We start from the raw sequence: 12,523 nt of genomic DNA on the forward strand, positions 1-12,523 counted from the left end.
CAACCCGAGGTACCCATCCGATGGAGACTGCCGTGCGTATCCGCGCCGCCCGCTGGACAGACAAGGACCTGGTCGCCGCGCTGATCGCCGACGCCCTGCACTCCAGCCCGCTCGCCGCGTGGCTGGTGCCCGACCCGCAACAGCGGCACCAGGTGCTGACCGACGTGGTTGGGATCTGGGTGGAGCACGCGATGTTCTTCGGCGACATCCACCTCACCGACGAGGTCACCGCTGCCACCGTCGGCTTCCACCGCTACCGGCCCATCCCACCACCGGCCAACTACCGTATCCGCCTCACCGACGCCGCCGGGAGCCATGTCGACCGGTTCGACCTGCTGGACAGCCTGCTGTCCACGAAACAGCCCACCGAACCGCATTACCACCTCGCGTTCCTCGCCGTGCGTCCTGATGCTCAGGGGGCCGGTTACGGCACAGCGCTGCTTACCCATCACCGCAGCCGACTCGACAGCATTGGCCTACCGTCCTGGGCTGCCGTCCTTGCAGAAAGGGAGCACCTGTTCGCGCGCTACGGCTACACACCGCGACCACCGATCACCCTGCCCAACGGCCCGACCTTGCGTCCGGTACGTCGCAACGCTCACCGCAGCAGCAGCGGCCTACCGATCAACACCAGCCGCCCGGTCGACAACCGCTGGCAGGGCTTTCATGCGTAGCCCCAGCGCCCTCGTCACCACACGGACCAAGCCGGTGACACCAACGGCGGCCGAACACACTCGTCCCCAACCGATACCGCGGATCATGGCCTTCCCTCGTAGATACCCTCCGGAACTCATCGACGCCGTCGTCCAGCGTGTCGCGGATGCCCGCGCAATCAAGGCATACGGCGCCGTCACCACGGTCGCCCGCCAAATGGGCCTCGACCCACGCCTGGTCCAAAAATGGGTAACCAAAGCCACCGCCCCAGTCCCACTCCAGCCGAGCAGGTCGGCCGCCGACTCGCGAGATATGTACCTGCCGCCGGGACTGCTGCACTGCAGGTTCTGTCACCAACCGATGGCCTACACGCAACTGCACGACTCTGGCCACGGCTACCAGTGCCAGCAGGACTGCCGGCCGCGGCCAATTGATGCAGCGGCCATCGCCCACACCGTGGGTCGAACCATCCTGCGACACGCGGCTCGGATCATCCCCTCCACCAGTGCGTCGACACCCCCGCAGCTGGCCGCCGCCCACGCCCACCGGGTCCTCGCCCGCATCACCGTCGGCGCCACTCCCGGCGGTATCGCCCTTACCTGGCGAGCCACCCCTGCTACCGGACCCGGCCGGTTCGAGGCCGAACGTGGACAGCGGATCGCGGCAGCCCGCAACCTGGCCCACACCGAGCCGCTGCGCGCCCGGCAGCTCCTGCACGACAGCCTCACCGGCGTCGACCCCGCCACCGCGCCCGCCGACCCCCTACACGCCGAAGCCGCCAACCTTCTGGCCGAACTGCAACTCCGCCTCGGCCACCCCGCCGACGCCATCGCCTGGGCCACCTACGCCCACCACAGCACGATCCACCTCCACGGGCCCGGCCACCCGCGGAGCGCTCACGCCCTCCACCTCCAGGCCATCGTGCATCGGCACGCCGGACACCACCAACGCGCCTACCACCTCTATCGGCAACTCGGCGAACACTTCGCCGCTACCGCCGGGCCGCACGCCCATCGAACCCTCGCCACCCACGCCACCACCGCTCTCGTCCTACACGCCCTCGGCCACTGCCAGGCGGCGCGCACCCTGCTCGCCGACACCATCGCCACCCACCGGCGCGAACACCCCGACCATCCCGCCGCGGCCCGCATGACACAACACCTGACACACATATGGCAGGACTGCGCCGCCAAGGGGCACAAGCACCAAGACGCCTGACTACCCGCCCCGCCAATTCCAGGAGATCCCGACCGTGTCCGCACACGCAAGCAAGACCGGTGCCCTCAGCGTCACGGCATCGTCACCATCTCCTGGCCCATGACCAGCTGAGCTTCGCTCTCAACCCTGCTCGCCGGACCAGGTGACAACAACCCGCTATCCCACCCGGAAGGAGAGTGATGTCGGCGCCGCCGCACAACGCGGGACTCCATTGCGCCGAGCGAATACCGCATCAATTCAAACCAACACGACGCCCCATGGGCGAAGTAGGGCTTGTACAGCCGACGAATTCCCACCACAAGGACTGCGATGACATTGCGAGTTGACGACGCTGCCAGCCTTCGTCAGGCCATGGTGGCCACACTGCGTGACGAGGGTCTGATCACCACCGACAGCGTAGCCGCGGCCATGCACACTGTGCCCCGCCATGACTTCGCGCCCGGCGAGCCGCTGGAAAAGGTGTATCAGACGAACACCACCTTGGTTCCCAAGATCGACGCTACTGGGCGTCAGACCAGCGTGGTCTCGGCCTCGCACATTCAGGCCATCCAGCTCGAACAGGCCGACGTACGACCGGGCATGAACGTGCTGGAGATCGGATCAAGCGGATACAACGCCGCCCTGATCGCCGAGGTGGTCGGGCCGACCGGCTCGGTGACGACCGTGGACATCGATGCCGACATCATTGAGCGCGCCCGCGCCGGCCTGCGCCGGGCCAGGTACGAGCAGGTCAACGTCGTGCTCGCCGACGCCGAGCACGGCGTGGCACAGAACGCCCCGTATGAACGGATCATCGTCACGGTCGGGGCGTGGGACATCCCGCCCGCCTGGCTCGATCAGCTCACCCCGGACGGCCGGATCGTCGTGCCGCTGCGCTTCGCCGGGATCACCCGGCTCATCGCCTTCGACCGCACCCCCGGCATGTCGGTGCTGAAGGCCAGCAACTACCGGCTCGGCTCGTTCGTGCCGATCCAGGGCCACGGCGCCGCCAGCGAGCAGCTGATCCCGGTCACCCCCGACGTCGGACTGCGCCTCGATCAGAACAGCAGTCTCACCTCCGACGTGCCGGCGCTGCGCAAGGCGCTCCACACCAAGCCGATGCAGAGCTGGTCGGGCACGCCGTTCGACATGCCCGACGAGCTGGAACTGTACCTGCTGACCAGCGGGCCGGAACTGCCGATGCTGCACGCCGCGCAGGCCGCGATCGACCAGGGCGTGGTCAACCCCACGGTACGCAACGGCACCCCGACGCTGGTGCGCGGCGGCAGCTTCGCCTATCGCATCAAGCGGGAGAATCCGCAGACCGTCAGCGGCTACGAGACCGGTGTCATCGCCCACGGGCCGGAAGCCGAGCAGGTCGGCGGCGAGCTGCTCGCCATGATCCGCACCTGGGCGGACTGCTACTACCGGCGCGGCGCGGCCCACATCACCTACCACCCGAACACCGCCGACACCAGCGACCTGACCGGGTGGCACAGCACCAAGCGACACGGCGTCCTCGCCGTCGCCTGGCCGTAGAAGACTTCGGCGCTCACCTCAGCGACCACGGTGGGGGAGTGCCGAGGAACCCCTATCACCCCAATCAGGGAGGTTGTCATGGCCCAGCTCGCCACGGTCCAGCCCGACATCGAGGGCGGCACCCTCGACGGCGCTGCGCCTGTTCTAGACATGCGTACTCAGCAGCTCGCGGAAGGCCGCACGTTCCTCCTTGAGGTCGACGGGCCGGCCTGCCAGCTCGGCCAGGAGTTCCGGCAGGCGCCAGGCCGCCAGGTGCGCATAGCGGGCGTTGTAGACACCGACGGCGTCGATGGCGAACTCGTCGGAGAAGTCGAGCAGTACGTAGCCGAGCAGCTGCATGATGGTTGGCGCCTCCAGCGATGATCGTCGCGTTCCATCGCGGCGCTTGCTGCCGAGGCTCGTCTTGAGTTCGAGCAGTAGGCCGGCGGCGATCAGATCGTCAGCGTTCATCAGGGACGATCCAGCGAAGGTTGGTCCGACCGCCCAAGCGCCACGTCGCGCCGTCAGGGCCGGCAGGAGGGCTCGCTCTGCGGAGGCGCGCAGAGCCCGGAGCTCCTCGACGGCTTCGGGCGATGCGAGATCAAGTAGCTTCTCGGCCGTGATGGACCTTGGAGCAAGGGCCATCAAGGGGGACCCCGGTGTGGGACCGACCCGGTACAGGTCGGTCAGCAGGGCAAGCGCCCAGCAAGCGCGGGCGAGGAGCTGATGGTCGGCTACACTGCCTGCGACCGGCCCGCTGAACCGGGCGTTCCCCACGCCGCCGCTGCCGTCGCTGTCCGGGTAGTTAAGCATGAGCGCCAATTCGTGGACCGCCTGCCGAACAGGGGGTATGCGCACGCCGATCAGCGCCAGGCGCAGGTCTGGGCAGGGATGCACCATAAAGCGCACCATCCAGTCGAACGCGGAGCCGATGGTTGCGGGGTTCGCCTGACCGCCGGGTACGGCAAGGGGGGCGATGGCTTCCCGATACCGTGCCTGGAGGTCCTGCCACCGGCCGAACCGTTCCTGGATGAACGACCTCGTCGGCGAGTTTCTGTCGCTCAACGCGGCGGTCAGAGATGGCCATCCACCGACGACAGTCATGCGCCGACGGCCTCGGCTACCGGCATTGCCTTCCGGCCGACGTCCACCATGTATGGAGGATAAGCAACCGCGCGGCATCTGGGGGTACGGATTGGACCGCCGGTCAAGGCGGGACGTGACCCATCCATGCTGGTTGAGGGGGTTCAAGTCCCCCCTCGGACACTCCCGCGTATTGCGACGTTGGACGTTCAGGTGGTCAAGCATGCTTGACCACCTGATTTCACTCTCTGTTACTGCCGTTGGTCGCAGCCTCGTCGTTCGGCGAGGTGGGTCATGACAGACCGGCAGATCGATTTGGTGATCCCGGCGGTGGTTCCGTCAGGCGGGCTCAAGATCGCCGGTGACTCGCGTGCCGCGATGAAGCGACCGCCTCTGCCGCTGGCGCGACTGGCTCCTACTCGTGACGGCAGCACGGTGTATGGGCTGGCGACTCTTGATGTGCATGGCCGCGTCGCTGATCGGGCGGTGATGATCGCTCTCGGCTGGGCTCCCGGCCTCAGGCTGGGCATCCGGGAAAGCGGCGGCCTGATCATCGTCGACCCTGACCCGCGCGGGGTGTTCCGAGTGACGAAAGAGGGCCATGTGTGGCTGCCGGCGGTGGTCCGGCAGTGGTGTGGCCTGACGGCCGGCGACCGGGTACTGCTGGCTGCCGACACGGCTGCGGGGGTCTGGTGCTTCACCCGCCGGCTTCGCTGGATGCGGTGGTCGCCCGGGTACATGCCGAAGCGCTCGGTGGTGATGAGGCGTGAGCGGCACTGCTGCGGGCAAAGCGGAGTTGGATGCGGCTCGCCTGTTGCTGGCGCGGATGGGGGTTACGCCGGCGGACCTTATCGAGGCGGCGTCGCCTCGCCCTCCGGCACCGACCTTCGCTGAGTACGTGCCGGTGGTGGCGGCAGCGGTCAGTGCCGGCACCCGCCGAGCGTACGGGTCGTACTGGAAGCGCGTTGTCGAGCAGTGGGGGCAGCGGCGGCTGGACGAGCCGACACCGTCGGAGATCGAGCGGCTTGCGGAGTACGTCAAGTCGCAGTAGTAGCCCGCCGCAACGCGCGGGGTGGGCGCAGCGCGGCAGAGCATCTGATCGCGTCGTTGCGGTGCCTATACCGGCGGGCAGTCGCCGACGGGCTTCTGTCGGAGGCGGACAACCCGGCGTTAAAGGTGGCGAAGCCGCGACGGTTGCCGAGTCCAGCGGAAGGAGCTCGCCGGGCTGCTACCTCCGCTACGGCCTCGGCAACACTACGGCGCTCCCGTGGTGCACCCGTGGCCGGAGCCGTTACCCGCATCCTGGTCCGGGCAGCTGGACCGGCCGGAGCCGCTGCGGTACATGCAGATCGAGCCCACCGTGGTGGCAGAGATTGAGGCCGACGTCGCGCCTCTAGCCGATGAGAGTGCAACCGTTCGCTGAACGTGTGGCTGCTGCTCGGACGTGTTGACGTCATCAGTCGGGAGCCCACGGATGGGCCGGCTGCCTTTGTGTGCGATTATCGGGAAATGTTGCGCGCTCAATTCGATACGCGAAGCCCAATGCACGGTGCCGCGCCCACCCGTGGCGAGCGATCAGCCTGGACCTTCCCTGATATATTGAGCAACACGGCCTGATCGACCGTCATATGATTATTTCGCCAGTTCAGCTGCAAGTGCATGCATTGCGTTTACTGCGAGCTTAGCCTTGTGTTCATCAATTGCGACATTCAGTCGTAACTGTCGCCCGGGGTGGATCAAGTTGCGCCACCCTCGCATCGCTTGATCGACAATGCTCAGTACGCCTTCGTCTAAACCCAGGTTCTCGGCGCGCGCATGTGCAATGTATTGAGACAAGGACTGGGATAGCAGCGTCTGCTGGTTAAGGGATGTGCGATTCATTAAAGCATCGAGCAGCATAGCCTCAACCGCGGCACCTGCCATAACCGTTGCCGACTTGTAACTCTTCGCAGTCAAAGAACGTCCCGCCTCGCGGATATCTGCCAAAACGGCCGAGCGGAGCTGCTTGTCAGTCAGGAAGGCGAGTTCCTGAGCGTCGGGCGAGCGGCTTGAGCTGGCGAAGGCGTTAGCGTAGTCGGGATCGGCCCACCACGTGGGCCCCAAAGTTGCAAAGAATTTCGATTGCTGCTCCAGCTTTCCGGCGATCCAAGGGTTATCCGCCTCCACCATGTTCACGAGTTCCGTCAGGCCGAACTCGCGAATCAAGTGTTCCCAAAGGTACCTATTTGACACACTTTCGGCAAATATTGCCCTGTAATTGCGGATCCACGAGCGAATTCTCCAGTATACGTAATCGCTAAACTCTTCGACGCCGACGCGGCTTCCAGGGTAGTGCTGTAGGAAGGTCCTGAAGGCGAGCGCGACCTCTACCAGGTCGACGGAGCGCTCGAATCGATCGCCGATACCTGGCTGTGGTTCCAGGTCGGACGTCAGAAGTAGGAGGCTTTGCTTATTCAGCAGCAGCAGCTCATCAGTGCTCTTTTTGTTGAATTCCGAGTTGAGCTCCTGGATCCGCGCGACGATGTCATCGGACATTAAGTCGAACGTCCTGTTGCCGATCAATAGGCCAATCAGCTGCTTCTTGTCGCGAGGGCTCCAGCTGTTGAATTCGCGAAGGTTGTTTCGCAGCATCCGAAATGCTGGGTAGGCTTGGATCGGAATCTCTGATTGTGCTCGATGGTCTCCCGAGTTGATCAATGCAAGCGAAGTTCGAGCGATCCGACTTAGCGTCGCGTCTACTTCGACGGTCCGGAACGCAAAGAGCTGCTCCACGTCGACGCCGGTGCTTGCGTCGAAGCTAAACGTCGCAATCGCAGTCGCGGGTGGATAAAGCCGAAACTTTGCCCGTAGTTTGCCAGATCCTAAGACGGGGAGATGCAGCGCAAAAGGAAACTTCTTCCCCGTCGGTTCGTGATGAATGTCGGCGAGGCTCCGTTTGATGGCCTGATAAAACGGAGGTGTTGGCGTCAAGCTGAGCGGCGTGTAGGCGTACTCCAGCGGCACGCCAAATTTTCGGAACACGCCTGGGCTTGGTGTTGAATTGAAGGATGTCCCAACTTCTCCGGGCGTCAAAATGTTGCGACTAAGGCGTGCTGCGACCTTCCAGATAACCGTGGTCGATGTCGACATCTTGATCATTCCCGTTCGTCTTCTTTGGGGGGGAGGAGGGTTCGAACCTCACATGCCGTGCACGTCCACCCACTGCGGCACCCCCGCCGCGAATCCTAGCAATGACTCCACTGTGCGAAGTAGTTTGCGCCGGTTCTACCATGAAAGCTGACTATTGGCCTTCAATAACAAAAATATTAGCAAAGCGGAAATCTACCCCAAAGACGCGAGTCGGGGCGGCGCGCGTCTCGACGAAGCCACGTCGAAGGGCGATCACGGCCCACGGGCTTTGCGGCACAGGCCCGCCGCACATACACCGTCGGTACCAGGGGAAGGTCGATGAGCATGCGGCTGGTCACTTCGGTCGGGCATACCTACAGCGAGATGCCGTGCACAGCCACGGTCGCCGAAGAAGTCTTCGACGAAGCCAGAACGGTCCACGAGTACGAGCGACCGACGCCAGAGCTGGTTGGCGCGCACCCGACGCCGCCTCCGGTCATCGGTTGAGGGTCGGACGCCCGCGCGTGGACCGAGATCAGGCGCGCGCTCATGCCGCCGAGCGCGCTTTCGATCTTGCTGGTCTGGCCACCAGATCTGCCGATGAACGGGACACTCGGAGGGGCCTTCTACCGAGGGTCGGCCCGCGTCCCGGTTTGATGAACCTTCCTGCGGGCGCTGGACCTGGACCTGGATTAGCTCAGGTCCAGCGCCCAGGTGATCATCGCCAGGTCATGTCGATCTGGCGCTGGATGGTGACGTAGCCGGCCCGGGCGAAGGCTGCCGCCATCGGCGTGTTGCCGACGTCGGTGGCTGCCCGGATCCGCGGTACGTTCTGCGCCGCGAGCAGACTGGTACCCATGGCCAGGATGTCGTGGATGTAGCCGTGGCCGCGATGCGCGGGCACCACGGCGAGGTACGCGATGATCGGGTTGTAGCCGTTGTGCGCGGGGATGACGAACCCGACCGGTTCTCCGTCCGGAAGCGTCGCGATCCGCCACCAATCGTGCGGGCTGGCGTAGCGCTCGAGCTCGTTCTGGTACTGCTCCTGAGCGGCCTGGCGGGCGGTCATGCGGGTCAGTTCCTCGCGACTGTGCGCGTCGAGGGTGCCGTCCAGCACAAGCGTCATCAGCTCGATGAGCTCGCCCGCGTTGCGAACCGGCCGGAAGGCGAGCCGCCCGCTGAGCTCAGGGATGCCCGTGCCGGGTCGCCATTCCAGACGCAGCCGTTCGACGAACAGCTTGGCTCCGACACGTTCGAGTGCGCCCATCCGGTCGTTGACGGCCTGACGGGTGTGTTGGTGGTGGCGCCAGTCCGCCGGGAGGAACCGGCCGTACTCTGGGGGTGTCGCGCCGATGGGGACCACGGCGGGCAGTGCGGCCTTCAGCAACCGCACGCCGTCGTCGATGTCACTGTCGATGTCGAAGACGTCCATCAACAGGGCGTGCTCGTCCCCGGGGCGCGACCACCATCCGGCCCGGGCCACCACGCGATCACCGCGCAGCGCGAGCCACAGCCATTCCGGGCGGCGGCGACCGGCCGCCAAGTCACTGCCGAGCTCATCGTTGAGGACGTACGGCAAGCTGTTGAACAGGTCTAGCTCATCGGGCCCGGTGATCGGGCGCAGGGTCAGATCATGCTGGTGCAAAGTCAAGGCAATCTCCGTGTGGAGGCGCCCCGCCCGCTCCGGGATCAGCTCAGCTGGTCACCCGGGAGGGCACGGGCGCGGTGTGCGTGGCGTACATGGCTCAGCCCTCCTTCCTTGTAGGTTCGGCTGCCAGTTCTAATCAGGGCGTCCTATGCCCGCAACCCATTAACCAAACCAACTGGACAAGCTGCGTGTCTCTGGAGCGGCTTCCGTACCTGCGCCCAGAGCCCCTCATGTTGGGCTGGCGGATACGGCAGGTGACGAATGCCGCGCACCGCCAGGCGCTCGGCCGGACATGTCCGTGTACGACGTGCCGCTGCTGCTCGGCGAGGAGGAGAGCTACTTCGGTGAGGCGTGAGGGTAAGCAGTTGTCGGTCCCGTGTGCCACGATCGGCCGCTGCGAGCAGGCCACGACGTACCTGGGACTGGCGAGGCTGGACGCAGGCCGCGGCCGACGTCGCCGGCTTCGAGGGGCCCACGCAGATGGGCTATTGCCTTGAGCTGCTTGGTTCCTGGTCAGGGCCAGGTCGGTGGCTTGGAGTCCTGCTGTCGCCCCCTCGGGCGGTCTCCTCCACTCGCAGAAGGTTGTCGATGATCACGGCGATGCCGTCTTGGGCGGCGGGTGAGAGCTTGGTGATGGATCGTGCCATCACGCGGACGCGCCGGCTGTGTTCTTCAGGCTCTTCTTGGTCGCCGAGTAGGTAGCCGGCGGGTACGTCGAAGAACTGGGCGAGTGCACGGAGCGTGGATGCTTTGGGGTTGATTCGGGGTGCGCGCAGCAAATTGCGGATGCCCTCGGCGGTGATGCGGTGGCCGGCCTTGGTGAGATCCCGGGCAACCTCGGCCTCTGTGTAAGGTGGCCGACCTTCGGTGCCGGCCTCGAAGAGGGTTCGGAGCCTCGTTTGGAGGCGGCTGAGGGCGCTGCGAAGGTCGCCCACCTGCTTGACACGGCTACGGACTACGAGACTCGGCTGCTGCGCATCGCGGTGCTGGTGCGCGACGACGCCGCCGAGCACGTAAAGGCCGCACGTGCCCTGCCCGCGTCGGTACCGGTGATGCCAGATGCGCTTATGTGGGCCGAGCGGGGCCAGGCCGCGGTCCGCGACCGGATCACTCGAGCGGGGATCGTGGAGGTGGCCGGCAAGACCGGTCAGCCGACGTGGCTAGAGATACCTGGGCACGGACGGGTGCCCCTAAAGCTGCAGCTGAGCAGCCTGGTCGAGAAATGGTTCCCGGACCTCACCAACGTGTACTGGCACACCTCCGGCGTGGTGCACAGCGCCCCGTGGATGCTCACCGACGCGATTACGTCCAGTCCACTTGACCGCGACCTGCGGTTGAGCCCCGACCTTCTTGACATTGGCGCGACCGCGCTGATCGGCGTTGAAGCAGCCGGACTACTGGCGACAACATACGGCGTGTATTACGGCCACGACCCAGCGACTGCTGCAGCGGCGCGCAACACTCGCCGCCGGGCGATGGACTTGGCCATGGCGGGGGTGTTTGGGCGTCGTTTCAGGCAGGTGGACTACGGTAGCTGTTGATCAGCCCGTCCCTTGTCGGCAGGTTGGCCAGAGTCCCCTGTCGATCCTGCTGACCGCCGGGCAGCGTGGCGACAGCAAGCCGTTCATCCCGGTCCTGGCCGGCATCCGCGTGCCCCGCCTGAACGGAGGCGCCCGAGGACCCGGCCCGACCGGGTCCTCGCGGACAAGGTGTACACCTGGAAGGTCAGCCGGAAGTACCTGTGTTGGCGGGGGATCAAGGCGACCATTCGGAGCAAGGCGGACCAGGGTCCAACCGGCGTGCCAAGGGGTCCAAGGGCGCCGGTCACCGAGCTTTGCCCCCCGCCTCTACCAGGAGCGCCACGCTGTCGAGTACGGCATCAGCAGGCTCAATCGCAACCGGGCCGTCGCCACCCGCTTCGACAAGCTCGTCGTGCGCTACGAGGCCACCGTGCAAATCGCCGCCATCAACGAATGGCTCTGACCGAGTTCGACACAGACCCTAACGTTCGGCCGCGCCCCGCTGATCGGCCAAACTCTTTCCCCACGAACCCGAAGGCTGAACGCCAACAAGTCCGGAAAGCAATCCGGTCAACAGGACCGTAAGGGAAATAAGCGCCCACACTGCGTACATTGCTGCGAACCGGGGCAAAGAATCCGCAGTGACCGTCCGTGATGGTCCATGATACGTTTCGGCTTCCGGTGAGCGTGGACTCGGGGCGGTGGCATGGAAGCGTTGCTGGCTGCGGATCCGAAGCAGGTCGGCCCGTACCGGATTGTGGGCCGGCTGGGATCCGGCGGCATGGGGCAGGTCTTTCTTGGTCTCTCACCGACGGCGGACCGGGTGGCTGTGAAGGTGATCAAGAGCCCGTTGCTCGACGACGCGGACTTCCGGGAGCGTTTCGCTCTGGAGGTCGTCAACCTCAAGACCGTGTACGGCGCCCGAGTTGCTCGGTTCGAGGGCGCTGGGCTGGACGATGAGCCGCCCTGGTTGGCGGTGGAGTACATCGAAGGACCGACACTGCGGCAGCACGTGGAGCGATTCGGGCCGCTGGAAGTCGCTCTGGCCGCTGTGCTCGGCGCCCAGTTGGCTGACGGGCTGAGCAAGATCCACGAGGCTGGTGTGCTGCACCGGGATCTCAAGCCGCAGAACATCCTGCTGAGCAAGGACGGGCCGAAGGTCATCGACTTCGGGCTTGCAAAGGTACTACTGGACCGCGACCATCAGGTTACCGAACCTGGCCGTATGGTCGGCACGTTGGCGTACATGGCTCCGGAGCAGGTACGGGCCGAGCGGGACCTGCAGGCGTCCACGGATGTGTATGCCTTGGGTGCGACGCTCGCGTATGCGGTCACCGGTCGACCGCTGTATCCGGGACCGGGCGGTATCGTGCTGGCTCATCGCATCAGCGACCCCGTGGTCCAGCCTGACCTGACCGGCGCACCGAAGGAACTACTGACGCTGCTGGGTCTGATGCTTGCTCACGAGCCGACCGCGCGGCCTGGCGTGAAGGTGGTTTACGACCAGCTCATCGCACTGGCCAAGGGGACCGGGCAGACCATCGCCACCATCCGCCGACGACTGATCAAGGCGACCTTCGACCCTCCGCCACCGATCGCTGTGCCGCCCGAGTTGGCGGATCCTCTCGCCGACCCGGAGAACGTTGAAGATCGACCCGATCCGGTTCCGGAAGCATCGAAGTCGGCTCCTGCTTCCGCCGTGCCGCCGGAGCTGGACGTGCGCTGGCTAGCGGACGAACTGCGAACCAAGTACGCCCGGGACGCCGGCTTCTGACGAGCCCGACGGACGCCAACC

General features: G+C 65.6%; 11 protein-coding genes. 8 read left to right on the forward strand and 3 right to left on the reverse strand.

Going from position 1 to position 12,523, the window contains the following annotated elements:
* The first annotated feature begins 32 nt into the window (after positions 1–32).
* From ACGF4F_RS25935 to fxlM, 3 genes are all read left to right on the forward strand, one after another.
* Positions 33–674, forward strand: coding sequence for a GNAT family N-acetyltransferase (locus ACGF4F_RS25935; RefSeq protein ID WP_393081030.1), 642 nt, complete (start codon positions 33–35; stop codon positions 672–674).
* Positions 675–1,110: 436 nt separating this feature from the next.
* Entirely contained in the window at positions 1,111–1,872 is a 762-nt protein-coding gene (locus ACGF4F_RS25940) for a hypothetical protein (protein WP_393081033.1), read from the forward strand.
* Positions 1,873–2,181: 309 nt separating this feature from the next.
* Entirely contained in the window at positions 2,182–3,390 is a 1,209-nt protein-coding gene (gene fxlM, locus ACGF4F_RS25945) for a methyltransferase, FxLD system (RefSeq protein ID WP_393081036.1), read from the forward strand.
* Between the two features lie 144 nt (positions 3,391–3,534).
* Here fxlM and ACGF4F_RS25950 read toward each other — a convergent pair whose 3' ends face one another.
* Positions 3,535–4,473 carry a hypothetical protein gene (locus tag ACGF4F_RS25950; RefSeq protein WP_393081039.1) on the reverse strand — a complete coding sequence of 313 codons (939 nt, stop codon included), beginning with the start codon at positions 4,471–4,473 and terminating at the stop codon, positions 3,535–3,537.
* A 273-nt stretch (positions 4,474–4,746) separates the two neighbouring features.
* Between ACGF4F_RS25950 and ACGF4F_RS25955 the strand changes: the two genes are divergently transcribed.
* Complete coding sequence (locus ACGF4F_RS25955; RefSeq protein ID WP_393081042.1) at positions 4,747–5,346, forward strand: hypothetical protein; 600 nt, start codon at positions 4,747–4,749, stop codon at positions 5,344–5,346.
* 4 nt (positions 5,347–5,350) lie between these two features.
* Entirely contained in the window at positions 5,351–5,503 is a 153-nt protein-coding gene (locus ACGF4F_RS25960; RefSeq protein ID WP_393081045.1) for a hypothetical protein, read from the forward strand.
* A gap of 581 nt (positions 5,504–6,084) precedes the next feature.
* On the opposite strand, the gene ACGF4F_RS25965 is transcribed toward ACGF4F_RS25960, so the two are convergent.
* Positions 6,085–7,590: a hypothetical protein gene (locus tag ACGF4F_RS25965; protein ID WP_393081048.1), complete on the reverse strand. Its 1,506-nt coding sequence runs from the start codon at positions 7,588–7,590 to the stop codon at positions 6,085–6,087.
* Between the two features lie 309 nt (positions 7,591–7,899).
* On the opposite strand from ACGF4F_RS25965, the gene ACGF4F_RS25970 reads away from it, so the two are divergent.
* The gene (locus tag ACGF4F_RS25970) at positions 7,900–8,067 is read left to right on the forward strand and encodes a hypothetical protein (RefSeq protein WP_393081051.1); all 168 of its coding nucleotides are present in this window, start codon (positions 7,900–7,902) and stop codon (positions 8,065–8,067) included.
* Between the two features lie 211 nt (positions 8,068–8,278).
* On the opposite strand, the gene ACGF4F_RS25975 is transcribed toward ACGF4F_RS25970, so the two are convergent.
* Positions 8,279–9,139, reverse strand: a complete 861-nt coding sequence (locus ACGF4F_RS25975; RefSeq protein ID WP_393081054.1) for a GNAT family N-acetyltransferase — start codon at positions 9,137–9,139, stop codon at positions 8,279–8,281.
* Between the two features lie 875 nt (positions 9,140–10,014).
* Here ACGF4F_RS25975 and ACGF4F_RS25980 point away from each other — a divergent pair.
* Both ACGF4F_RS25980 and ACGF4F_RS25985 read left to right on the forward strand, forming a co-directional pair.
* Positions 10,015–10,749, forward strand: coding sequence for a hypothetical protein (locus ACGF4F_RS25980; RefSeq protein ID WP_393081057.1), 735 nt, complete (start codon positions 10,015–10,017; stop codon positions 10,747–10,749).
* Between the two features lie 685 nt (positions 10,750–11,434).
* Positions 11,435–12,502, forward strand: a complete 1,068-nt coding sequence (locus ACGF4F_RS25985; protein ID WP_393081060.1) for a serine/threonine-protein kinase — start codon at positions 11,435–11,437, stop codon at positions 12,500–12,502.
* Positions 12,503–12,523 lie beyond the last annotated feature (21 nt).

The sequence above is a fragment of the Micromonospora sp. NPDC047740 genome, from assembly GCF_043204735.1.
Taxonomy (GTDB): Bacteria; Actinomycetota; Actinomycetes; order Mycobacteriales; family Micromonosporaceae; genus Micromonospora.

Coding starts and splice junctions, on each gene's coding strand:
- ACGF4F_RS25965 (WP_393081048.1), bottom strand. CDS start 7,590: ATGATCAAGATGTCGACATCGACCACGGTTATCTGGAAGGTCGCAGCA.
- ACGF4F_RS25955 (WP_393081042.1), top strand. CDS start 4,747: ATGACAGACCGGCAGATCGATTTGGTGATCCCGGCGGTGGTTCCGTCA.
- ACGF4F_RS25970 (WP_393081051.1), top strand. CDS start 7,900: ATGAGCATGCGGCTGGTCACTTCGGTCGGGCATACCTACAGCGAGATG.
- fxlM (WP_393081036.1), top strand. CDS start 2,182: ATGACATTGCGAGTTGACGACGCTGCCAGCCTTCGTCAGGCCATGGTG.
- ACGF4F_RS25950 (WP_393081039.1), bottom strand. CDS start 4,473: ATGACTGTCGTCGGTGGATGGCCATCTCTGACCGCCGCGTTGAGCGAC.
- ACGF4F_RS25985 (WP_393081060.1), top strand. CDS start 11,435: ATGGAAGCGTTGCTGGCTGCGGATCCGAAGCAGGTCGGCCCGTACCGG.